This window comes from Amycolatopsis vancoresmycina, from assembly GCF_000716785.1.
Lineage (GTDB): Bacteria > Actinomycetota > Actinomycetes > Mycobacteriales > Pseudonocardiaceae > Amycolatopsis > Amycolatopsis vancoresmycina.
On the sequence record NZ_JNYY01000034.1, the window covers coordinates 10,710 to 34,092 of the forward strand.

The window sequence follows — 23,383 nt, forward strand, 5'->3', positions numbered from 1 at the left end:
CGGATGCCGGGGGCGCTCCGGTTGTCAGAAGCGCCGTCACGAGGCAGCCGCCCGCGGCGATGGCTGTGCTGGATCGTGAGCGATTCCGCCTCTGAACAGCCACCGCCGGACTCCTGACGTCGATGTGTGGGAGCGCTCCCATACGATAGCGGCGGGGCGCGGGCCGTCAATCGGCCGAGTGGAGTGATGAACCGGCGGGGTGTCCGGCTATAGCGGGTCGGGCTGCACCTTGGGTAGCTGAACGCTGGGGATCGCATGTTCGGGCGGTCGAGCGGTGCGAAGAGTGACCTGCCGGGCTGAAGTCGTGCGATCGACCGGGAGATGCACCGTGCGCGAAGGGGTGGCGTCGTGCGAGCGGGACCTTCGCGGGGGCCGGCCCGAATTTATACCCTATCGTGGCGCTGGTCCAACTTTCTGTATGTGGGTTTAGGCAAAATCGACGCTTATTCCCCTAATGGGTGACACGCTTGGGATTCCTGAAAGTCGACTGTGCGTGGGTGTTTCGCCGTGCGGAACAGCCGCTCGGCGCAGCAGTCGCCGCCGGACTGGACGGTGTCGCGCCCGCTCGGGCACGGTACGACCTGGTAGTCCTGCTGGGCCGGTGCGGCAAGTGTCGCGTCTGCGGGACGTCAAGTCCCTGACCGGATCATCGAAGGCGAGAAGGTGAAAAGACGCGACGGTGGGCGGCCGGCGGTGTCGTCGACATATGCCCCGGCGGGCATGCCGTTGATGAACTGCACGCCATCTCAGCTCGAAATTCGCTCGGTCGTCGGGATGGGCCGGGCGAACTCGACGACGCAGACCGAGTTGACGGCGTACTTCCGTCGCGGTCACGACGAGGAGATCCAGCACCGGGTGTCGTCGATCGCCGGTGGCTCGAGCGGCGTGGTGGCGCTGATCGGCCAGCCGAAATCGGGGATGAAGCGGGCGTTGTGGGAGGCGATCCGGTCGAGCAAGCCGGGCATGCTCGCGCCGTTGCTGGACGGCTGGTGGATCTGGCCGGGCACCAGTCCCAGTGATCCCCGGTCGCTGCTGGCGCGGATCGGCGAGTTGCCGGCGCGGACGGTGTTGTGGTTGCCCAATGCGGCGCGCTACCTGCTCGACCACGGCCCCGAGGTGGGTGAGCAGGTGGCTCGCGAACTGCGCGACCTGGTCTATGACGCCCGGCGTGGGCCGGTGATGGTCCTGCTGACCTTGAGTCAAGGTGACATCCACAGGTTGACCGCTTCGTCGTCAGGAGCGCAGGCGGCGCTCAGCGTGCACGCGCGTCAACTCCTCGCCGGCAACGTCATCAGCGTCCCGGATCGGTTCACCGAGGCCGAAGTCGTCACCGCGCGGAACTCGGAGGACCCGCGGATCGTGGAGGCCGCGGAGCACAGCAGCGATGGTTATGTGATCCAGTACCTGGTGGAGGCGCCGGATTTCCAGGCCCGGTTCTCGCTGGCCGGCCCCGTCGCCAGGGCGATCCTGCAGTGCCTCATCGACGCCCGGATCATCGGTCACGATCCGTGGGTCCGGGCGCAGCTGGTGCGGGCCGGCGCCTTGGGGTACCTGCCGGAGTGGGAGCGGGCCCGCCTGGGCGAGAGCTGGTTCGAGGAGGCGATCGACCAGTTGACGGCGTGCGGAGTCGGCGAGACCGGGATGCTGCTGGTGCGCAGCGGCGACGACTCCGGCGAGACGGCCACGGAGCGGATGTTCCGGCTCAACGACTACCTCGAGTGCCAGTTCGTGACGGAAGCGGGCAGGCATGCACTCCCGGCTCCCCATCTGTGGTCTTCGCTGTTTTCGTTCGCTGCGCCGGGTAGTTTGATCCCGTTGGGACGCGAATGCCGGCGTCGCGGCCTCATTCGTGAAGCGGCGCGGTTCTTCCTCCTCGTGCGCAACGGTGCAACGTCGGCCGCGCGTCGCGAACTCGCCGACATGATGCGCGGGTGCGGCCGGTTCGACGAGGCTCTCGACCTGCACCGGGCCGCTGCCGGCAGCCACGTTCCCGCCGCGGTCCTCGCCGGCGGGCAGATTCTGCTGGAAGCGGGAAGGCCCGAGGCGGCGGCGGAGTGGCTCGGCCAAGCCATCGGACCGGGCGACGCGGAATCGCTGAAGCTCGAAGCCATCGCCTACGTGGAGGCCGGGCAACGGCAGAAGGCGGTCGAGGTCTATCGACGCCTGGCCAAGGGAGGCGACGTCAACGCCGCTGTCGTCGCCGCCGAGATGATCGCCGAAGAATCCGGCTATGAGAAGGGGGTCAGCTTCCTGAGCGTGCAGCGGTCGGCGACGGGGTTGAACACGTTGGCCGGAATCGCCGAGCTCGTTGTCGAACACGTCGACGAGGGGCGGGCGGTCGAATGGCTCCGGGACCACGCGCAGTCCGGTGATGCCGATGCCTACCTGGTCGGCGCGGACCTGCTGCTCGGCCTCGGTGAGATCGAGGAGGCGCTGCAGTGGTGCGACCATGCGATCAAGCTGGAAGTCGCGGGGGCACGCATCCATGCGGCGAGGATGTATGCCCGTGCCGGCCTCAGCGACACGGCTTTGGCTCACGCCCGGGAAGCTGCCCGCCGGGGTGAACCGCAGGCACTCGCCGAAGTCGCCAAAGTCCACGTGGAGCGTGGTCTTCGCCGTCGGGCGATGGAATGCTACGCCGATGCCGCGTCATGCGGACACGACGAGTCGTGGGTCTCGGCCGCCGAGCAGGCTGCCGTCCTGGCTGAGATGTCCACTGCTGCCGACTACTACCGGCGGGCGCGCCGCGCGGGGTCGCCGCAGGCGGCGGCGCGGATTGCGGTCGCACTGTGTCGTTCCGGCCCGCCGGAGACCGTTCATGAAGCGCTGCGGTGGTACGTCGGTGTCGTCGAGTCGGCCGGTCCGGACTCGGTCCTGCCGGTGGCGCAGTTCCTGCGTGGCGATGCCGCCACCGTCGCGATCGAGGCGTATTCGGCCCGCCACGGAGCAGACCTGGGCACGGCGATGAAGTGGCTCGCCGAAGGATTCGCCTCGGCCGCGAGAAAGGCCACCGCGGCGAACGCGTCGTTGCAGGAATCCGTCAACACCGCGAAGTTCCTGGGGGACGTGACGCCACGGGAATTCGGCGGTGCGGTGTACTGGTTCGAGCAGGCGGCTTGCTACGGTTATCCGGCCGCGCGGGTGCAGGCCGCGGAGTTGCTGCTCGAGTTCGACCGCACGTCCGAGGCGTTGGTGCTGCTGCGGGAGGTGCAGTCGACGGGGCTCCTGCGCCGGACGGATCCGCGGCTGCTCGTCGCGTTGATCAGGGAGAAGCATTTCGACGAAGCGCTCGCGATGATCGAGTCCGAGCTGGACGTGGGGGAGACCGCCCTGATCGGCGACGTGGTGTCGGCACTGCTGCGAGTCGATCGGACCAAGGACGCGATGCGGCTGCTGTCGCGTGCCGTCGACGCGGGGAATGTGTCGGCTCGAGTCATCCTGGCCGACCGGCAGGTGCGGCAGAACCGCTGTGACAAGGCCCTGGACCACTATCTGGTCGCCTATTGCCGTGGGCGGGCCGATGTCTGGGAAAAGGTCGAGCGGATACTCAAAGGCAACGGTGATTCGACCACGCTCGGCGAGCTGCGTATGTACGGTGTCACGGTCGAGGGCAAGCCGAGCCTGCCGTGGACGCTGGAGGACCTGGCCGGCGATCTGACGGCCGTCGGCGGCGACGGGCAAGATCGCTACCGAGATTGACGAGTTCCGGAGCGAACCGCGGCGCTTCCGCAGCCGTCTTTACTATGTGGCGGTGCACCGGGGGCAGATGGCGTTGGCCGAGATGCTGGCAGGGCTGCGGAGCAGCCGCGGCCTCTCGCAGGAGCAGCTGGCGGAGCTGAGCGGGATCAGCGTCCGCGCGATCGGGGAGATCGAGCGCGGCGCCACCCGGCGTCCGCAGCGTGAAACACTGCGTGCCCTCACCGGGGCGCTGGGCCTCACGCCGGAGGAGCAGGAGGCTTTCGCCCGGTCCGCCCGGACCGCGCCGCCGCCGGACACCCGCCGGCGGAAGACGGCGGTCCGCCCCGCCTTGCCCGCGCCGGTCACCTCGATCGTCGGGCGGGCCGACGATCTCGCCGCGGTGCTCCGGCTCGTCCAGGATCCGCCGGTGCGGCTGGTCACGATCACCGGCACCGGTGGGGTCGGCAAGACCCGGCTCGCGCTCGAGGCCGGCTGGCGGGCGGCGAGCCGGTTCGACTCCGTGCACGGGCTCGACCTGAGCGCCCTTCGCGACGCCGATGACGTTCCGCAAGCCCTGGCCGAGTCCCTGCGGACGCCCGATCCGGCCACGCTGATCGGCGACGCGCGGTGGTTGCTGGTGCTCGACAGCTTCGAGCACGTCGCCGCGGCGGCCACCACCGTGGCCACCCTGCTGGCCGGGTGCCCGGGGCTGACCGTCCTGGTGACCAGCCGGTCGCCGTTGCGGCTGCGGGGAGAACACCTCTGGCCACTCGCCCCGCTGTCCACTCCGGACAGTGACGACCCGGCGGGGCTGGCCGGCAACGCGGCCGTGCGGCTGCTGGTCGAACGCACCGCCGCGGTCCGGCCGGGGTTCGCGCTCACCGAGGACAACGCCGTCGCCGTTGCGGCGCTGTGCCGCCGGCTCGACGGCCTGCCGCTCGCGCTGGAGCTGGCCGCCGCGCGGCTGCGCACCCAGGCGCCGGCCCAGGTGCTCGCCCAGGTCCGCGACCTGCACGGCGACACCGTGGACCTGGCCGACCGGCACGTCAGCCTGCGCCGCACCGTCGAATGGAGCACGCGCGGGCTCACCGATCCCGACCGGCGGCTGTTCGGCCTGCTCGGCGCGTTCTCCGGTGGCGCGGACCCGGTCGACGTCGAGGCCGTGCTGGGCGCGCCGCCACTCTCGCTGGCGACGCTGGCCGCGCACAGCCTGGTCACCGTCACCGAACGGGCCGGCCACCCCCGGATCGGCATGCTCGACACCATCCGCGAGGTCGTCGAGGACCAGCTCACCGGCGTGGCCGACCGCAACGCGCACGCCGGGCACTTCCTGCGCCTGGTCCGCGACGGCGATCCCCGGCTGGGCGACGAGCAGGACAACGTGCGGGCCGCGCTCCAGCAGGCCGTCGACGCCGCGCCGGCCCTGTTGTGCGGGGAAACCGTGCGCGCACTGACCAAGCACTACGTGGCCCGGGGGCGGTTCGCCGAGGGACGGCGGATGCTCGCGGCGGCGGCCGGTGCCGCGCCTACGGAGCAGGCCCGGGCGTGGGCGTGGCACGGCGCCGCGGTCACCGCCAACGAGAGCGGTGACCCGGAGGCGGCGCTGGCGCTGGCCGCGTCGGCCGCCGAGGCGTTCGGCGCCGACCCGGACGGCCGGGCCGCGACGCTGACCCTGATCGGCAACGCCCACAAGTTCGCCGGCCGGTACGACGACGCCGCGGCCGCGTACACCGGCGTGCTGGACCAGGCGCGGACCACGGGTGACGCGCGCCGCGAGACGATCGCGCTGAACAACCTGGGCGCGCTGGCGCACGACCGCGGCGCGTACGCCGAAGCGATCGAGTACCACGCCGCTGCGTTGCGCCGTAAGCGTGAGCTGGGCGACCGGCGCGGCGTCGCGGTGGCTCAGCTCAACCTCGGCGCCGTGCGGAACGACACCGGCGACCACGCCGGCGCGGCCACCCTGCTGACCGAGTCCGCCGCCACGTTCGCCGCGCTCGGCGAACCGGGCTCGGAGGCGTTCGCGCTGGCCCTGCTGGCCCAGTCGCACGCCGGCCTGGCCCGCTGGGCCGACGCCACCACCACCGGCCGGCGGGCGCTGGAGCTGGCCCGGCGGGCCGAACACGCCCAGGCGACCGGGCTCGCGCTGCTCGCCCTCGGCGAGACGGCCGCCGCCGAGGGCGACCCCGGCGGCGCCGCCCGGCTGTTCCGCGAGGCGCTGACGTTCCCCATCGGCCTGCCGGACCAGGCCCGCGTCCGCGCGCACCCGGCGATGGCCGCGGACCGCTGATCGGCGGGAAACCGGTTCTGCCGGCTTTTCCGCCGGTTCCGCCTGGAGCCGGCCGGGTGGTGCTCCCTAGGGTTCGCGCATGCTTCAGCTACCTCGCGTGATCCGCACCGCCGTGCTGGTTCCGCTCGCGACCGCCGCACTCGTGCTGGCCGGTGCCGCTCCCGCCCACGCCGACCGGACCATCTACCCGCCGGTGAGCGGTGACGTGCTGGCCTGGCAGACCAACGAAGGCAGCTGGCTCGGCGGCCCCAAGTGCGTGCAGGTCGACAAGGGACGGCTCGACGACTTCGCCCCGGTCGACCAGCTTTCGTGCGCGTACGGCAACAACCAGCGGTGGCGGATGGGGCAGGCCACGGACGACCCGGCCGTGTTCTGGCTGCAGAACGTCCGCACCGGCAAGTGCCTGGACGACTACGCCTACGGGACGAACCAGGGAAACCCGATCATCCAGTACACCTGCCTCGTCGGCACGAACCAGCAGTGGCGGATGCTCTGGGACTACTACAACGGCGTCGCGGAGTTCCAGAACGTGAACAGCGGCCTCTGCCTTTCGGTGGACGGCATCAACACCGACAACTACCGCCGGTTGGTGCAGAACCCCTGCTACAGCTTCGTCAACGAACGGTTCCAGCCGGTCCTGCCGCCCCGGTGAAACCACAGTTTTCCGTTCACCAGAGAAAGGTGATGATGAGAAGTCACAGAACCGGCCGCGGCACCGTCGGGCTCGCCCTGTGCGCCGCGACCGTCGCGGCGCTGGTACCGGGTGGCACCGCGGGCGCCGCGACCACGGCCGCCACCACGTTGATCAGCGTCACCGTCGACGGCAAGCCGGGCACCGGGGCGAGCGGGGAGCCGTCGGTGTCCGCCGACGGCCGGTATGTGGCCTTCCGGTCCGCGGCCCGGAACCTCGTCGGCGGCGACACCAACGGAGTCGACGACGTGTTCGTGCGGGATCGGGTGGCCGGGGTGACCACCCGCGTCAGCGTCGACCGCAACGGCGCCGAGGGGAACGGCGCCAGCTGGGCACCGGCCATTTCGGCCGACGGCCGGTACGTCGCGTTCGTGTCGGACTCGACGAACCTGGTTCCGGGCGACACCAACGGGTTCCGGGACGTGTTCGTCCACGACCGGCTGATCGGGTGGACGAGCCGGGTCAGCGGCGGGCTGCTGGGTGCCCCGGGCAACGACGACAGCCTCCACCCGGCGATCTCGGCCGACGGGCGGTTCATCGCCTACGACTCCTACGCCGGCAACCTCGTCGCCGGCGATACGAACCGCGTCCGGGACGTCTTCGAGTACGACCAGCAGACGGACCGCACCATCCGGGTCAGCGTCGATTCGAGCGGCCTGGAGGTCAGGGGCGCGAGCCAGCTGCCGTCGATCTCGGCCGACGGCCGCTACGTCACGTTCGAATCCGACGCCACGACCCTGGCCAGTTCCGACACGAACCAGTCGACCGACGTGTTCGTGCACGACAAGCTGACCGGGCTGACCGACCGGGTGAGCGTCAACGCCCACGGTGACCAAGGGCAGGGCGCCAGCAACTTCGCCACGATGTCGGCCGACGGGCGTTACGTCGCCTACCAGTCGGCGGCGGGGAACCTGCTGCCGGGGGACACCAACGGCCACGTCGACAACTTCCTGGTCGACCGGCAGACGGCGGCGGTCACCCGGCTGAACGTCCTCTACACGGGCGCCCAAGACGCCGACGGCACCACCCCGGGCGTCCGCCCGTCGATCTCGGCCGACGGCCGGTACACGGCGTTCGACTCCTTCGCGTGGCGGCTCGTGCCGTTCGACCGCAACAGTGTTTGGGACGTGTTCGTCCGCGACCGCGACACGGCGGCCACCACCCGGGCCAGCGTGGCGGGGAACGGCACGGAGGGCAACGGAAACTCCGCGACACCGTCGATCTCGGCCGACGGCAAGCACGTCGCGTTCCAGTCCGTGGCCACCAACTTCGCGACCGGCACGGACATGTGGACGCCCAACGTGTACGTGCGCGATCTCGGCTGATCTTCTGCTTGGCAGGGCCCCGCTCCCCGGCGGGAGCGGGGCCGCTGGTCACGCGGTCAGTTGCCGACCGCAGGCGTCAGACGTTGCGGCTGTGCGGTACCTGCTCGGTGTAGTCGACGTCCCAGTCCTCGACGCCGATGGCGATGATGCGTTCCGGGTGGACGCGGATCATCGCGTTGTCGTGGTGGCCGGGGGTTTCCACGTCCGTCAACGCCTCGGCGTGGCCGCGGATCTCCAGGGATCGGACGCGCCACGGGTTCGTGCTCGGCACGTCGTCGATCACCAGGGCGATGCGGCCGTTCGCGGCCACGTTGCGGAACCGGCGGGTCCTGCGCAGGTGCAGCCCCATCAGGTCGATCGTCGCGGTTTCCGGGTTGTACGTGAAGCCGACCGGGCTGACCTGCAGCGTTCCGTCGGGCTGGGCGGTGGCGACGCGGCACAGGGGCTGGTCGGCGAGGTACTGGACTTCTTTTTCGGTGAACACGGGTGACCTCCGGCTTGACTTACCAACGTTATATTAATTTATCATTGGTAAGTCAACTGCCGGTGGGTAAGGTCGACACCCATGACCGACGACGTCCTGTGGCTCCGCGACACCGCGCCGCGGCCGCCTCGGCGGAACACCCCGTTGACCCTGGCGCGGATCGTCACCGCGGCGATCGCCGAACTCGACTCGGCGGGCGTCGAACGGCTGACCATGCGGCGGCTCGCCGAACGGCTCGAGGTGACCTCCACCGCGCTCTACTGGCACGTCGCGACCAAGGAAGACCTCCTGGACCTCGCCCTGGACCACGTCGTCGGGGAGGTACCGGTGCCCGCGCCCGGGCTGGCACCCCGGGCGGGGCTGCGGGAACTGCTCGCCGGCTGGCGTGCCGCGCTGCTCGCGCACCCGTGGTCGCCCGGGCTGCTCGGGCGGCCCCTGCTGGGGCCCAACGTGCTCCTCCGGACCGAGTACATCCAGGCGAAACTCGTCCAGGCCGGCTTGGCGGGCAAGGAACTCGCGGTCGCGCGGCGGACGCTCGCCGCCTTCGTGCTGGGGGCGGCCATGGCGGACGCCACCTGGCGGCGGCTGGACGATCCCGCCGCGATCGCCAAGGTGCGCGCGCACGTCCTCGGCTCGGCCGAGCGCTACCCGGCCCTCAGCACGTCGGGGTTCGTCGACGCCGGGTGGCCGGACGACGAGCTCTTCGGCGACGGCCTGGACCGGCTGCTCGACCGGCTCCTCGCCACGCGCTGAGCGGCCTCGGCCGAAAGTACGAGACGCGCTCGCCTCAGCCGGTGCCGGCGCGCGGCGAGTCCTAATTTCCCGGTATGACTACCGAAACAGTGCGGGAGAACCCGCCCAGCACGATCATCGCCGCCTTCTTCGGCTTCCTGGTGTCCACCGTGTCCGCGATCGCCGGCGGGCTGCTCGTCCTGGGCGCGCGCGACGAAATCGCGGCCGCGCTGCGCCGGTCGAACCCCGCGCTGACGCCGGAGCAGCTCGACCGGCTCACCCTGCTCGCGCAGGCCGTCCCGGCCGCCATCGCCGCGGTCGTCGCGCTGGTCTACCTCTGGCTGTCGTTCAAGCTCAAGGCCGGCCGCAACTGGGCCCGCGTCACGCTGACCGTCTTCACCCTGCTGCAGGCCGCTTCGCTGCTCACCACCGAACCTTCGTGGGCCGGTTACCTCAGCTGCGGGGTGGCCGTCGTCGCGACCGTGCTCGGCTACCTGCCGCCGTCCAACCGCTACGTCGCCCTGGTTCGGCGCGCGGGCTGATCCGGGACGCGGGATCATGACGGCCATGCGCAGAGCGGGGGTCCGGCGCGGCATGCTCGGCACCGAGCTCGCGGTGCTGGCCGCGGCGATCGTCGCCGACGTGGTGCTGGTGCTGAAGGTGCCCGGCGGAGGCGGTGGCTGGGCCGCGCCGCTGACCGGGGTGCTGGCTTCCACCGGGACGGCGATCCCGGTGCTGGCCGTGCTGCGGCGGCGCTTCCCCCGCCACGTCGGCGTGCTGGGGAGCGTCGTCGCCGCGCTGTCGGCGATCAGCACGGTCGTGGCGGTCGCCGCGCGCCCGCAGCCCCAGCCGCCGATCGCCGAGATCGTGGCCGCCGGGCTGCTCACGGCCGCGGCCGGCCGCAAGCTCGAGCCGAAGCACGCGGCCGTGCTGGCGCCGGCTCTCGGTGCGGTGATGATCGCCGCACCGCTGCTCCGCTACGGTGCCGGCGAGCCGGAAACGCTGCTGGCGGTGGCCGCCGCCGCGTACTGGGGTGCCTGCCTCGGCGTCGGGCTGATCCTGCGCGCGGCGGACGGCAGGCAGCGCGCCGCGCTGGAGCGGGTCCGCAGCCAGGAACGCCTGCAGCTGGCCAGGGAACTGCACGACCTGGTGTCCCACCACGTCAGCGGGATCGTCGTCCGCGTCCAGGCCGCCCGGGCGATCGCCGAAGCGAACGCCGACGTCGGCGGGCACGCGGCGGTCTACCGCGAGATCGAGGAAGCCGGCGGTGCGGCGCTGGCCGCCGCGCGCCGGCTGGTCGGAATGCTGCGGGACACCCGGGACGTGCCGCCGCTGTCCGGCGCCGTGCTCGGTGACGCGGTGCGCGCGGCCGCCGGGTCCGCCGCCCGGGTCGCCGTCGCCGAGGAACTGGACCAGCTGCCGGTGCCGTCCCAGGTGGCCACGACCGTCCACCGCGTCGTGACCGAAGCGCTGACCAACGCTCGAAGACACGCCCCCGCCGCGACCGAGGTGGTCGTCTCCGTCCGCGTCGAGACCGACGAACTCGTGCTCGAAGTGGCCAACGACGGCCTGCCCGCGAACCCCCGGTCCGCGCCGGGCGGGTTCGGGATCATCGGCATGGCCGAGCGGCTGGAGATGCTCGGCGGCAGCCTGACCGCCGGGCCGGGACCCGGGGCGCGCTGGACCGTCGCGGCGCGCCTGCCGCTCGGCGGCGAGGACACGCCCTTCGACGCCTTGCCGAGGGGGCTCTGATGACCATCCGGGTGCTCGTCGCCGACGACCAGGTGCTGGTGCGCACCGGGTTCCGGCTGGTGCTGGACGCCGCGCCGGACATCGAGGTGATCGCCGAAGCCGCCGACGGGGAGGCCGCGGTCCGGCTGGCGCGGCAGCTGCGGCCGGACGTCACGCTGATGGACATCCGGATGCCCGAAGTGGACGGTCTGCGGGCCACCGAGCTGCTGGCCGGGCCGTCCGTCGCGCACCCGTTGCGCGTGGTCGTCGTGACGACCTACGACGCGGACGAGAACGTCTACGCCGCCCTGCTCGGTGGCGCCAGCGGGTTCCTGCTCAAGGACGCCGGTCCGCGGCTGCTGGTGGACGCGGTCCGCGCGGCGGCCGGCGGGGAGGCGATGGTCTCGCCGTCGGTGACCGTGCGCCTGCTCGCCCGGTTCACCGAAAAGGCGCGGCGGCGCGCGCAGGGGACACCGGGCCTGCTGACCGACCGCGAGTCCGACGTGGTGCTCGCGGTCGCCCGCGGCCGGACCAACGCCGAGATCGCCGACGACCTGCGCGTCTCCCTTTCGACAGTCAAGACGCACCTGGCGAGCGTGCAGCGCAAGCTCGAACTGCGGAACCGCACGGAGGTCGCCGTCTGGGCGTGGCAGCGGGGGTTGCTCGGATGACCTCGGCCGGTGGGCGGCGAGAGGTGCCGGAGCGGCTGCGGATGGCGGGCCGCCGGGTGGTGCAGGCGGTGCTGGACCAGGCGCTCGCCGCCGGCGTGGGGGTGTTCGCCGCGCTCGCGGTCGGCCTCGTGGTGATTCCCCTGCTGCAGTGGGGATGGGTGCCGCCGAAGGCGATCCTGTGGGGACCGGTGATCACGTTCTTCGCGGTCAACTACGCCTGTGACGCGGTGATCCAGATCTGGGTGCCGGCGCGCCGGGGCGGGGTGACGCCGGGCATGCTGGTGATGGGGCTGCGCGTGGAAACCCTGCGCGGCGGGCCGCCGAAGGTGCGCGCCTACGTCTTCCGGTGGCTGCTGTTCACCGTCGACGGCCTGCTGTTCGGGCTGGTGGCCGTCGTCAGCATCGTGGTGACCCGGCGCCGGCAGCGGATCGGCGACCTGGTGGCGCGGACCCTCGTGGTGCGGGCCGGTCCTCGTACTTCTGGTTGATCCCGGCGCCGCGGATGCGCGCCATACTCCGGGTGATCATTCACCCGGACGAGGGGCATCACGTGAAAAAGCAAACACTGAGCCGCTTTCTGATCACCGCCGTGCTGCTCGCGGTACCGGCGGTGCCCGCGGGAACCGCCACCGCGGCCACCCCGGACCGCTACACCGGCCAGCAGGTGAGCTGGGGAGCGTGCCCGTTTCCCGTTGCCGCCGGGGCGAAACCGGCCGAATGCGCGGTGATCACCGTGCCGCGGGACTGGGCGAACCCGGACTCCGGGGTGGACCTGAGCGTGTCCGTCAGCCGCGTCGCGGCGACCGGCGAACGTCTCGGTGCGCTCCTGGTGAACCCGGGCGGTCCCGGCGGGCAGGGCAGTTCCCTCGCGGGTGCGCTGGCCGGCCTCGAACCGAGCGTGAACGAGCGGTACGACTTCATCGGCATGGACCCCCGCGGCACCGGGCACGAAGGGACCGCGGACGCCGGGTTCGCCTGCCAAGTCCCGGCGGAACGCCTGCCGCAGGGGCCGCTCGACGCGCGTGACCGCTCGGCGGCGAGCATCGCCGAGCACCGGAAGACGCCGCGGGCGATCGCGGAGGCGTGCCAGAGCGACGCCGTCGCCCCGTTCGTCACAACGTGGCAGACCGCGCACGACATGGACCTGATCCGGACTTTGCTCGGCGACGCGAAGCTCAACTACCTCGGGTATTCCTACGGCACCTGGCTCGGCGCCAAGTACGCGTCGCTGTTCCCGGGGCACGCCGGCAAGGTGGTGCTCGACTCCAGCGTCGATTTCGAAGGCCGGCTCCAGGCGGCCTTCGAGGCGTTCCCGAAGATCGATCAGCGGCAGACCGACGAGGTCTTCGTGCCGTGGCTGGCCCGGCAGTTCCCCGCTCAGCTGGGTGCTTCGCCGTCCGAGGTGAAGCAGAAGATCGAGCGGCTGCGCGGGTTCTACGCCGGGCTCGGCGTCGCACCGGACCAGTTCGACGCCCTGTTCGTCGGCAACGGCAGCGAGATCCGCTGGATCCTGGTGGCCGCGGTGCTCGTCGCCGGCGCGGGGGAGCTGGACGGCACGCCGGTCCAGCCCCCGGCGGCGCTCGCCGGGCAGCTGGACACGTGGTCTACGGCCGTGTTCGGCAAGCGGCTGGCCCAGCTGACCGGCGCCGACGTCGCCCGCGGACTGGCGGCGGCGGAGCCGGACTACCGCAAGGTGTCCGGGACGCGCTACGCGGTGGCGTGCGGCGACCAGCCGACGAAGACCGCCGACTGGTACCAGCGCCTGTCCGACCGGCAGGGCCCGCAGTACCCGATCTTCGGCTGGGCCTACGGACTGACCGAGCCGTGCGGGTTCTGGTCCGACCGCCCCCGGCAGACCCTGACCGGGCTCCCGCGCGAAGTCGCCGGGAACGTGCTGGTGGTCCAGGGCGAGTTCGACCCGCAAACCGGCTACGAGCAGGCACGTTCGGCGGTCCGCGCGGCCGGGGTCCCGCTGGTCTCGGTCGACGACGCGGCGTTCCACGGCCAGTACGCCTTGGGCGGCAACCCGTGCGTCGACGGCATGGTCAACGTCTTCCTGGTCGCGAACTCCCGGCCGGGATCGGCCACCTGCCTGGGAGTCCCGCTGCCCGGCGAGGACCGCGTGTTCCCGGTGGCCGGCCCGGTCACCGGCAGCCACTCGGCGGCGGTCAGCGCCGCCGACACCCGCGACTCGGCGTTGCGCACGGCCCTGCGGCACCGCATCGGTGAGCTCAACGACGGGCGTTGACGGGCTCGTCCGCGGTGGGGGAGCTCCCGGTCCTGGCGGCGGACCGGGGGCCTCCCGCGTGCTCAGCCGGCCGGGGTCCAGGTGAGCACGTCGGCGTACGCCGGTTCCACGCCTGCGTTGGCGCGGATGCTCGCCGGGATGCCGGCCGCGTCGGTGATCGCGTGGTTGTTCTTGATCAGCACCGATTTCTGGTTGTAGTCGGCGCTGCCGTTCTCCCAGTAGTTGTTCTCGATGTCGAGCGGGTCGTAGGTGCCCTTGTTCAGCGTGTAGTCGGTGTGCTTCGAACCCCACGCGAGCGGGGCGTTGTACAGGCCGTTGCCGGTGATCGTGATGTTGCCGGCGCCGTTGTCGGTGTAGACGGCCTTGCCCGCGCCCTTCTGGTCGTGGATCACGTTGCCGGTGACCTTCTCGCCGCCGGCCAGGTCCGGGCCGGTGTTGCCGTTGGTGTAGATCCCGGCGCCGTCGGCGAGCTGCTGCATGTGGTCGAAGATCAGGTTGTTCGACAGCGTGTTGTTGTTGCTGTAGTTGGGTTCCGCTTTGATCTTCACCTTGTCCGGCCAGCCGCCCCAGCCGATCGAGATCCCGCTGTAGGGCACGTGGTCGAGCTGGTTGTGGGAGACCGTGGTGTGCTCCGTGTAGCCGATGTCCATCCCGATGCCGCCCGCGTACTCCACCGACGTGGCGAACACGTGGTTGTCGAGCAGCCGGTTGCCGCTGGTGTGCTGCGCGGCCGCGGTGGGCAGCGTGAGGTCGACGCCGCCGAGTTCCAGGCCGTTGCCGGAGATGTCGGTGAACACGCTGCCCTGCACCAGGTCGTTCTGCGAGCCGGTGCCGAGGTCGAGGCCCGCGGCGCCGAGGTGGGCGAACGCGTCCCTCGTGAAGGTGATGTTCCTGTCGTAGCTGAAGGAGACGTTGCCGGGTTCCTTGGTCCAGTTGCCGTACGGGCACTTGCCGTTGGCGATGAACTGGCACAGCCCCTGCTGGTCGAAGCCGTGCGCGCCGGTCAGCGTGTAGTTCGCCTGGATTTCCGAGAAGCCTTCGGGCGTGCTCGGGAAGTTCCAGGTCGCGTAGGAGAACTGGAGGCCGCTGAACGTGATGTCGTGCACCGGCGCCGACGCCGTTCCGTTGCCGGACACCAGGGTTTCCAGCGCGGGCGCGGTCACCGTCTCCTGGGTGATGTCCTCACCGGGCTTCGGCACGTAGAAGACGGTGTGCGTGGTGTTGTCGAGGTACCACTCGCCGGCGGAGAGCAGTTCGTAGGCGTTTTCCACCGCGGTGGGCAGCTCGGTGATGGCCTGGCGGCCGACCAGCTCGACCGTGCGGCCGGAGTCGTCGGTGCGCATCACCCGCTTCGTCGAGTTGTCCCAGCACGGCTGCGCCATCTTGATCGTCGTCGGCGAGATCGTGCTGACCGGGCACCGCGGTTGCGTCCACGCGCCGAGGCCGCCGGTGTAGACGAAGTCGATGTCCTTGGGGTTGCGCCAGTTGTCCATCGCGGCCGACGACGTCGTGTAGCCGCCGGTGATCCTGGTCAGCGTCACCGGGAGGGTGCCGGTCGCGCGGGGCACCCGGGCGCCGTTGACGTACAGCTGGCGCGTCCGCAGCGTCGCGGGGGCGGGCGCGGACCAGATGTTCTTGCCGCTGTCGGACAGTTTCCAGCCGGTGATCGGGACACCGCCGCTGACGACCGGCCGGGCACCGGGCGCGGCGGTCCAGACCACCCGGTGGCCGTGGGCGCCGGAGTCGGCCGCGGTCAGCTGCAGCGGCGCGCTCAGCGCGTAGGTGCCGGTGCCGAGGCTGACGGAGACGTCGCCGGTCATGTCCGGGATCAGCCCGCGCACCAGCTGCTGGGCGCGCTGCAACGTCCGGACGGCCTGGGCCTCGCTCGTGCCGTCGTGGGTGTCGTCACCGTCCGGGGCGACGTGGACGACCTGCTGCGGCGCCGACGTCGCCGGTGTCACCGCGAATCCGGTGGCCGCCAGCGCGAGGCCGGTCGCGAACAGGGCTGCCTTGACTCGTGTGCGCACGATGACCGTCCCTCGTCGGAGGCTGCAAGCGGCTCAGAGTTTGACGTGCCGGGCGACGCCCTGTCAACGATTGGTCGGATGACTCAGGGGGATTATTGGGATGAATGACGTCTTTTCGCCCTTCGGTGTCCCGGTCATCGGATCTCTGGCTGCGTGGTGTGCGGCCGCCGACTGGGGTGGCGCCAAAATGCTGGGCGACTTTCGAACAATTTTCCCAACCGGTGCCCACGAAAAAGAGCTTTTTCCCGATAGGTGGTCGGCGATCATTCGGGGCGCGGTTCGGACACTACTGTCCGGACACATCTGCCCCATGGATTCCTGTGCTTGCAAGGGTTTCCGCGGCTGGCGGCAAATGCTCCGAACGGTGTAATCAATTGGTCACTGCGTAGCTGAAGCGGCCTTTTGCGGGTACGCTTCCAGCGGTCTCAGGCGTTCCCGGGGAAACGCGATCGAATGGAAAACCGGCGAAAACCTTCAGGAGGCTCGGTGTGCACGAACACCCCGGCAGCGGCTTTGACACCGGACCGAGCGGTGCAGCCCGGTTTCCGGCACCAGGGCTGCCTCTACCGCAGCGACGCCGAGTTCCTCGCGATGGCCGTTCCCTTCGCGGAAGAGGGGTTGCGGCGGGGTGAGCCGGTGCTGGTCACCACCACCGCGGCCAACCTCGGGCTGCTGCACGCCGTGATGGGCGGTGCTGCCGATCGGATCGCCTTCGCCGAGTCGGACTACTTCGGGCGGCGGCCGGCGCAGCTGGCCGAGGCCCTCCGCCGCTACTGGGGGCGGCACCGGTCCACCGCGCCCACCGGGACCGTGCGCGTCCTCGCCGAACCGGTCCGGGCCGGCGGCGACGCGGCCGCCTGGCAGCTGGCCGAGGCGGAATTCAACGTCGCGCTGAGCGGGACCCGGATCTGGCTGGTCTGCCCCTACGACACCAGGACCGCCGGGCCCGGGGTGGTCGAGGAGGCGCGTCGCACCCATCCCGAATACGTCGTCGACGGCGAGGTCCGGGCGTCCGCGCAGTTCAGGGTGCCCGAGGCGGCCGGCGGAGCCGCGACGGCCGCCCCCTCGCGGGCCGCCGAGGACCCTTTCCGCTTCGAGGGCGACCTGGTCGCCGTGCGGCGGCACGTGCTGGAGCGGGCGAGCGCCCTGCTGCGGTCCGAGGACACCGCGACGCTGTTCGGCGTTGCCGTCGGCGAGGCCGTGGCCTACCTGCTCGAGCACGGCATCGACCGGGCGGCCGTGTGGGTGCGGCCGGCGGCGGGCCGGGTCGTGTGCACGCTGCACAGCGACCGGCCCGTCGACGGCCCGGCCTTCTACGGGCCCCGGGCGGCCACCCGGCCCGGCACCACGCTGTGGATGACCGACCAGATCTGCGAATGGCTCGACGTCAGCTCCGACACGGCCGGCTGCACCATCGAGCTGGCCATGCGGGAACGGCCCGCCGGTGCGGAGCCGGGACAGGGCCGGCCGGGGCGCGGCCCGGCCGGCCCGCCGGCCGGGTAGGGCCGGGCGGCGGGACACATCTGTCCCTCAGCGCAACCGCACGTCGCCGAAGCGGTCTTCGATGCGGCGCAGGTCGCGCAGGCGGGGCTCGGTCCGGCCGCCGAGCCAGCGGCTCACCGTCTTCGGGGACACCCCCAGCTCTCCGGCGGCGGTCTCCTTCGACATCCCGCGGCTGCGCAGCGCTTCGGCCAGCCACTCGGCGAAGCTGGCGGCGGGCGCGTCCGGTCCGGCCGGCTGCGGGGGTACCCGGGGCGGCTCCTCGGCGCGGGACGGCAGCACGTCGAACTCGACCCGCCGGGGGTACTTCCGGCAGGAGACCTCGAGCACGCCCGACGGGCCGGCCGCGGTCAGCAGGGCCCGGAGGATCGTGTTGCCCACCTCGCGCTCTTCGGCTTCGGCGAGCGCTGCTCCGGCGAGGCACTCCTGGACGAATTCCCGGATTCCCGGAACGGCGGACGGGCGCGCGGGAAAGATCTTCGTGATGATTTCGACCGGGACGACCTCGATCGCATTGCCGGGCGATCTTCCCGCCGATTCCACCACGATCAAGACTCCTTCCGGCGCGCGATTTCCGGCTGTTCGCCGAACGTGGCCGGTATTGTCCGCCGTTCGGGTGCAGCTGTGTCCGGGATACCACCCGGCAGCCTTGCCGCTGCTGCCGGACGGGTCTACGGTAGGCGTCCTCCGTGGCCGCAGGGAAGGTGCCATCGATGGTCAGGGCCCCGCAGACCGGCAACGGCCCGGCGGACGACTCCGGGAACAACCCACCGGTTGTCCATATCCTCTGGATGAATGGCGGGCTGAGCTGTGACGGCGAATCGGTTGCGCTGACCGCGGCCAGTCAACCCAGTATCGAAGAGATCGTTCTCGGCGGCCTGCCCGGGCTGCCCGAGGTCGCCATGCACTGGCCGTTCCTCGATTTCGACAGCGGCCCCGACGGCGGTTCCGGCAGCTTCATCGAATGGTGGCACCGCGCCGACCGCGGCGAGCTCGAGCCGTTCATCCTGATCGTCGAGGGCTCGATCGCCGACGAGACGAACAAGGCCGAGGGCTACTGGTCCGGGTTCGGCACCGACCCCGCGACCGGCCAGCCCGTGACGGCGAGCGAGTGGCTCGACCGGCTGGCCCCGAAGGCAACCGCGATCCTGGCCGCCGGCACCTGCGCGAGCTACGGCGGCGTGCACGCCATGGCCGGCAACCCCACCGGCGCCATGGGCGTGCCCGAGTACCTCGGCCGGGACTGGCGGTCGAAGGCCGGGCTGCCCATCGTGTGCGTGCCGGGGTGCCCGGTCCAGCCGGACAACCTCTCGGAGACCATCCTGCACCTGCTGTTCCAGGTGGCCGGGCGGGCACCGGAGATCGACGTCGACGAGGCACTGCGGCCGAAGTGGCTGTTCGCCAACACCGTCCACGAAGGGTGCGACCGGGCCGGGTACTACGAGCAGGACGAGTTCGCCGACCAACACGGTTCGCCCAAGTGCCTGGTCAAGCTCGGGTGCTGGGGCCAGGTGGTCAAGTGCAACGTGCCCAAGCGCGGCTGGATCAACGGCGTCGGCGGCTGCCCGAACGTCGGGGGCATCTGCATCGGTTGCACCATGCCGGGTTTCCCGGACAAGTTCATGCCGTTCATGGAGGACCCCGCCGGGGCCGGCGGCCCGACGGGCACGAGCAGCGTGTCCGGCTCCGCGATCCGCATCCTGCGGGAGATCCGGACGGCGGCGGACCGGTGAGTCACGGAGAGCGCCTCGAGACACTTCTGGGCGCCCTGCTCGCCGGTTCGCACCGGGGGCCCGCCGAAGAGCTCGTCCGGCAGCTGACGGACCTGTACGGCGAAGGCTTGACGCGGATCGTCGGCACGCTGCGCGACCACGCCCCGGCGTCGGTCGGCGCGATCGCCGCCGACGACGTCGTCGCGAGCCTCCTGGTGCTCCACGACCTGCACCCCCTCGACGCGCCGGCCCGGGTCCGGCGGGCCCTGGACCGGATCCGCCCGCAGGTGGGCGCGGTCGGGTTCCGCGGCATCGACGACGGCGTGGTCCGGCTGAGCCTCGGTGCGGGCCGGGGCTGCTCGTCCGCGGCCCGCGCGACGGTCGAGGCCGCCGTCCGGGACGCCGCTCCGGAGCTCACCGGCGTCGAGGTCGTGGCCGAAGCCGTGCTGTACCAGATCGGCATGGGACCACCCGGCACCACACCGGAAGGGAGAGCGTCGTGAGGGTGGCGCAGCCCGTGTCCGAGCGGGACCGGCGCTCGGCGTGGCCGGAGGAGTGCGAGTTCTGCGGGACGCCGGTGGCCGCGCGGCACGGCCACGTGGTCGACACCGGCCGCCGCGGCCTGCTGTGCTCGTGCCGCGCCTGCTTCCTGCTGTGCACGAGCTGCTCGGCCGGGGAAGCGCGGTACCGCGCGGTCCCGGAGCGCTACCTGTGGGACCCCCGGAGCCCGATCGCCCGCCTCGACTGGCACGGGCTCGGGATCCCGGCGCGCTTCGCGTTCTTCGTCCACTGCGGCACCCGCGTCACCGCCTTCCGGCCCGGACCGGCCGGCGCGGCCGAGGCGGCCCTCCCGCCCGGTCTCTGGACGGAGCTCGCCGCGGCGCACCCGCTGCTGGCCACGGCCGAGCCGGACGTCGAAGCGATCGTGTTCCGCGGGGGCGAGCGCGGCACGGACTGCTTCCTCGTGCCCGTCGACGTCTGCTACCGGCTGGCCGGCGTGGTCCGCCGGTACTGGACCGGCGGCGAAGGCGGCCCCGAGATGCACGAACACGTCGGCGAGCTGTTCGCGGAGATCGGGCAGCGGGCGCGGCCCCTGCGGTAGCGACCCGGGCGGCGCGGGCGCAGACTGGGCGGGTGCGGGTGGCCGTCCGGGTCGTCGGGGTGGTGCAGGGCGTGGGGTTCCGGCCCTTCGTCCACCAGCTGGCGGTGCGGCTCGGCCTCAGCGGGTTCGTCGGGAACGACGTGCACGGTGTCTTCGCCGAGGTCGAAGGGACGCCGTCGGCGGTCGACCGCTTCGTCGGCGCGCTCCGGGCCGAAGCGCCACCGCTGGCCGTGGTCGACGCCGTGCGGGTGCGGGAGATCCCCGCCGCGGGCGGGGCCGGGTTCCGGATCGTCGGGAGCCCGCACGGTGGTGGCGGTGCCGACACGCTGGTCTCCGCCGATTCCGCCACCTGTGCCGACTGCCTGCGCGAACTCGCCGACCCCACCGACCGGCGGTTCCGGTACCCCTTCGTGAACTGCACGAACTGCGGCCCGCGGTTCACCATCGTCCGGGGCGTGCCCTACGACCGGCCGCTCACCACCATGGCCGCCTTCGCGATGTGCGCCGAGTGCAAGCAGGAGTACGAGGATCCCGCCGACCGGCGGTTCCACGCCCAGCCCGTCTGCTGCCCGGCCTGCGGGCCCGCGCTGCGGTTCGAGCCCGGTGGCGGGGAGCCGATCCCGGCGGCCGCCGAGGCGCTGCGCGACGGCGCGATCGTGGCCGTGAAGGGGCTGGGTGGCTACCACCTCGCGGCCGGGGCGCGGCACGAGGAAGCCGCGCGGCGGCTCCGGCAGCGCAAGCACCGCGAGGACAAGCCGTTCGCCGTCATGGTCGCCGACCTGGCGCAGGCCCGGGAACTGGCCGAAGTGGACGACCCGGCCGAGCGGGCGCTGACCGGACGGCGGCGGCCCATCGTGCTGCTGCCGAAGAAGGCGGACCTCGCGGCCGCCGTCGCGCCCGGGAACCGGCGGATCGGGCTCATGCTGCCCTACACGCCGCTGCACCACCTGCTGCTGGAGCGCACCGGGCCGATCGTGCTGACCAGCGCGAACGTCTCCGACGAGCCCATCGTGTACCGGGACGAAGACCTCGGCCGCCTCGACGGCATCGCCGACGCCTTCCTTGTCCACGACCGGCCGATCCACGTCCGGACCGACGACTCGGTGGTGCGCGTCTTCCGGAACCGGGAACAGCTGCAACGGCGTTCGCGCGGCTACGCACCCGAGCCCGTGACGCTGCACACGCCCGCGAAGCAGCATCTTCTCGGCTGCGGCGCCGAACTCAAGAACACGTTCTGCCTCGCCAAGGGCCGCCACGCCTTCGTCTCGCACCACATCGGCGACCTCGAGAACTACGAGACGCTCAAGGCGTTCACCGAAGGCATCGAGCACTTCAAGCACCTCTTCGCCGTCGATCCGGTGCTCGTCGCGCACGACCTGCACCCCGAGTACCTGTCCACGAAGTACGCCCTCGAACAGGACGTCGACCTGCTGGGCGTGCAGCACCACCACGCCCACATCGCCGCGTGCCTGGCCGACAACGGCGAGGACGGACCGGTCCTCGGCGTCGCCTTCGACGGCACCGGCTTCGGCCCCGACGGCACCGTCTGGGGCGGCGAGTTCCTCCTCGCCGACCTCGCGAGCTACGAACGGCTCACCCACCTGCGGCCGGTCGCCATGCCCGGCGGGGTGATGGCCATCCGGCAGCCGTGGCGGATGGCCGCGTCCTATCTGGACGAACTCGGGCGCCCGGCGCGCGAAGACATCGTGAAGCTCAAGCGCAGCGGCCTCAACTCGCCCCTGACCTCCAGCGCCGGACGGCTCTTCGACGCCGCGGCCGCGCTGCTCGGGGTCCGCGAGCGCATCACCTACGAAGGCCAGGCCGCCATCGAGCTGGAACAGCTGGCCGATCCGGCCGAGCGGTCCGCCTACCGGGCCCGCATCGACGACGTCGTCCACGGCGAGGACCTCATCGCCGCGCTCCTGGACGACGACGGCCCGAAGGCGGCGAGGGCCGCGCGGTTCCACAACGGCGTCGCCGACGCGATCGCGCGGACCTGCGACCGCTTCCGCGACCGCAGCACCACGGTCGCGCTCTCCGGCGGGGTATTCCAGAACGTCCTGCTGCTCGACCGGGCGGTCGAGCTATTGGAACAAACGGGTTTCCGCGTGCTCACCCACCGGAACGTGCCCACCAACGACGGCGGGATCAGCTTCGGTCAGGTCGCCGTAGCCAGTCGTACCACCCGGTGAGGCCGTCGCCGCGCGTCGCGCTGACCTGGACCAGCGCAGCCGACGGGTTCACGCGGCGGACGTCCCGCTCGAACTCGGAGACGTCGAAGTCGACGTAGGGCAGCAGGTCGACCTTGTTCAGCAGCACCAGGTCCGTCGCGGCGAACATGTGCGGGTACTTCAGCGGCTTGCCGGGCCCCTCGGTCACCGACAGGACCACGACCTTCGCCGTCTCGCCGAGGTCGAACAACGCCGGGCAGACCAGGTTGCCGACGTTCTCGATGAACAACGTCGAGCCGCGGGCGGGCGACAGCGAATGCAGTGCCCGGTGCAGCATCGACGCGTCGAGGTGGCAGCCGGCGCCGGTGTTGATCTGCACCACCGGTGCGCCGGTGGCCTTGATCCGCTCGGCGTCCAGCAGCGTCTCCTGATCGCCCTCGATCACCGCGCACGGGCCGCCGAGGTCCCGGATGGTCCGCTCCAGCAGCGTCGTCTTGCCGGCCCCGGGCGAGCTCATCAGGTTGATCGCGAAGACACCCCCCTCGCGCAGGTGCGCGCGGTTGTGCGACGCGAGTTCGTCGTTCTTCGCCAGGATGTCCTGCTCCATGACCACCGTGTGGGCGTGGTCGGTGATCCGGACGTCCGCGTCCGAGCAGCCGCAGGTGTCACACATGACTGACCTCCACCGAGGCGATCCGCAGTTCCCGCCCCGCCAGCACCGCCGCGTTGGCGCTGCCGCAGGGACACAGCACGATGAAGTCGTCGAGGCCGAACTCCGCGCCGCAGTCGTGGCAGCGGGCGCGGCCCGGCGGTTCGGCGATGTCCAGCCGGGCGCCTTCGAGGGACGTGCCCGTGCACAGCACGTCGAAGCAGAAGCGGACGCTGTCCGGCACCACCCCGGACAGCCGCCCGATCTCCAGCCGCACGCACGACACCGGCGCCTCGCCGAGGCGCGCGACGATCGCGTCGACGACCGACTGCGTGATCGCCATTTCGTGCACGGGTCACCTCCTCGTGAGTG

General features: G+C 71.7%; 20 protein-coding genes. 15 read left to right on the forward strand and 5 right to left on the reverse strand.

Translation table 11 applies throughout. The annotated features are described in order from the left end of the window. Positions 1-663 precede the first annotated feature (663 nt). The 4 genes from OO60_RS42670 (at position 664) to OO60_RS42685 (ending at position 7,984) form a co-directional block, all read left to right on the forward strand. Complete coding sequence (locus OO60_RS42670; RefSeq protein WP_156081361.1) at positions 664-3,699, forward strand: tetratricopeptide repeat protein; 3,036 nt, start codon at positions 664-666, stop codon at positions 3,697-3,699. 52 nt (positions 3,700-3,751) lie between these two features. Next, the gene (locus tag OO60_RS42675; RefSeq protein WP_244885665.1) at positions 3,752-5,968 is read left to right on the forward strand and encodes an ATP-binding protein; all 2,217 of its coding nucleotides are present in this window, start codon (positions 3,752-3,754) and stop codon (positions 5,966-5,968) included. Positions 5,969-6,047: 79 nt separating this feature from the next. Beyond that, positions 6,048-6,620 carry an RICIN domain-containing protein gene (locus tag OO60_RS42680; RefSeq protein ID WP_244885666.1) on the forward strand — a complete coding sequence of 191 codons (573 nt, stop codon included), beginning with the start codon at positions 6,048-6,050 and terminating at the stop codon, positions 6,618-6,620. A 35-nt stretch (positions 6,621-6,655) separates the two neighbouring features. After that, positions 6,656-7,984, forward strand: a complete 1,329-nt coding sequence (locus OO60_RS42685) for a TolB family protein (RefSeq protein ID WP_244885668.1) — start codon at positions 6,656-6,658, stop codon at positions 7,982-7,984. Positions 7,985-8,060: 76 nt separating this feature from the next. Here the strand turns inward: OO60_RS42685 and OO60_RS42690 are convergent, their stop codons facing one another. Beyond that, a complete protein-coding gene (locus OO60_RS42690; protein ID WP_033263533.1) occupies positions 8,061-8,468 on the reverse strand; it encodes a PPOX class F420-dependent oxidoreductase in 408 nt (135 codons plus the stop codon). A gap of 81 nt (positions 8,469-8,549) precedes the next feature. Between OO60_RS42690 and OO60_RS42695 the strand changes: the two genes are divergently transcribed. The 6 genes from OO60_RS42695 to OO60_RS42720 all read left to right on the forward strand — a co-directional run bounded on the left by OO60_RS42695 (position 8,550) and on the right by OO60_RS42720 (position 13,850). Then, positions 8,550-9,221, forward strand: a complete 672-nt coding sequence (locus OO60_RS42695; RefSeq protein WP_033263534.1) for a TetR/AcrR family transcriptional regulator — start codon at positions 8,550-8,552, stop codon at positions 9,219-9,221. Positions 9,222-9,295: 74 nt separating this feature from the next. Beyond that, positions 9,296-9,742 (forward strand): hypothetical protein, encoded by a 447-nt coding sequence (locus OO60_RS42700; protein ID WP_033263535.1) that lies wholly within the window; start codon positions 9,296-9,298, stop codon positions 9,740-9,742. Positions 9,743-9,767: 25 nt separating this feature from the next. Continuing rightward, positions 9,768-10,952 (forward strand): sensor histidine kinase, encoded by a 1,185-nt coding sequence (locus OO60_RS42705; RefSeq protein WP_244885669.1) that lies wholly within the window; start codon positions 9,768-9,770, stop codon positions 10,950-10,952. Continuing rightward, positions 10,952-11,602, forward strand: a complete 651-nt coding sequence (locus OO60_RS42710) for a response regulator (protein WP_004559511.1) — start codon at positions 10,952-10,954, stop codon at positions 11,600-11,602. The genes OO60_RS42705 and OO60_RS42710 overlap by 1 nt, the downstream gene beginning before the upstream one ends. Then, positions 11,599-12,090 (forward strand): RDD family protein, encoded by a 492-nt coding sequence (locus OO60_RS42715; protein ID WP_033263537.1) that lies wholly within the window; start codon positions 11,599-11,601, stop codon positions 12,088-12,090. Before OO60_RS42710 ends, OO60_RS42715 begins: the two co-directional genes overlap by 4 nt. 62 nt (positions 12,091-12,152) lie before the next feature. Then, positions 12,153-13,850, forward strand: coding sequence for an alpha/beta fold hydrolase (locus OO60_RS42720; RefSeq protein WP_004559509.1), 1,698 nt, complete (start codon positions 12,153-12,155; stop codon positions 13,848-13,850). Between the two features lie 62 nt (positions 13,851-13,912). On the opposite strand, the gene OO60_RS42725 is transcribed toward OO60_RS42720, so the two are convergent. Continuing rightward, positions 13,913-15,877, reverse strand: coding sequence for a right-handed parallel beta-helix repeat-containing protein (locus tag OO60_RS42725; RefSeq protein ID WP_004559508.1), 1,965 nt, complete (start codon positions 15,875-15,877; stop codon positions 13,913-13,915). A gap of 486 nt (positions 15,878-16,363) precedes the next feature. On the opposite strand from OO60_RS42725, the gene OO60_RS42730 reads away from it, so the two are divergent. Continuing rightward, complete coding sequence (locus OO60_RS42730; RefSeq protein WP_240490859.1) at positions 16,364-17,380, forward strand: MEDS domain-containing protein; 1,017 nt, start codon at positions 16,364-16,366, stop codon at positions 17,378-17,380. Positions 17,381-17,407: 27 nt separating this feature from the next. On the opposite strand, the gene OO60_RS42735 is transcribed toward OO60_RS42730, so the two are convergent. Then, positions 17,408-17,923: a helix-turn-helix domain-containing protein gene (locus tag OO60_RS42735; protein ID WP_240490860.1), complete on the reverse strand. Its 516-nt coding sequence runs from the start codon at positions 17,921-17,923 to the stop codon at positions 17,408-17,410. Positions 17,924-18,090: 167 nt separating this feature from the next. On the opposite strand from OO60_RS42735, the gene OO60_RS42740 reads away from it, so the two are divergent. Genes OO60_RS42740 through hypF form a run of 4 tightly spaced genes read left to right on the forward strand, consistent with a single transcriptional unit; the run spans position 18,091 to position 22,383 of the window. Then, entirely contained in the window at positions 18,091-19,110 is a 1,020-nt protein-coding gene (locus tag OO60_RS42740; protein ID WP_004559505.1) for an NADH-quinone oxidoreductase subunit B family protein, read from the forward strand. Further along, the gene (locus tag OO60_RS42745; RefSeq protein ID WP_004559504.1) at positions 19,107-19,592 is read left to right on the forward strand and encodes a NifU family protein; all 486 of its coding nucleotides are present in this window, start codon (positions 19,107-19,109) and stop codon (positions 19,590-19,592) included. The genes OO60_RS42740 and OO60_RS42745 overlap by 4 nt, the downstream gene beginning before the upstream one ends. Further along, entirely contained in the window at positions 19,589-20,191 is a 603-nt protein-coding gene (locus OO60_RS42750; RefSeq protein ID WP_081656036.1) for a DUF5947 family protein, read from the forward strand. Before OO60_RS42745 ends, OO60_RS42750 begins: the two co-directional genes overlap by 4 nt. A gap of 32 nt (positions 20,192-20,223) precedes the next feature. After that, a complete protein-coding gene (gene hypF / locus OO60_RS42755; RefSeq protein WP_004559502.1) occupies positions 20,224-22,383 on the forward strand; it encodes a carbamoyltransferase HypF in 2,160 nt (719 codons plus the stop codon). Here hypF and hypB read toward each other — a convergent pair. Then, positions 22,340-23,035, reverse strand: a complete 696-nt coding sequence (hypB, locus tag OO60_RS42760; protein WP_004559501.1) for a hydrogenase nickel incorporation protein HypB — start codon at positions 23,033-23,035, stop codon at positions 22,340-22,342. The genes hypF and hypB overlap by 44 nt on opposite strands. Beyond that, positions 23,028-23,363, reverse strand: a complete 336-nt coding sequence (locus OO60_RS42765) for a hydrogenase maturation nickel metallochaperone HypA/HybF (protein ID WP_004559500.1) — start codon at positions 23,361-23,363, stop codon at positions 23,028-23,030. Before OO60_RS42765 ends, hypB begins: the two co-directional genes overlap by 8 nt. Positions 23,364-23,383: the final 20 nt, after the last annotated feature.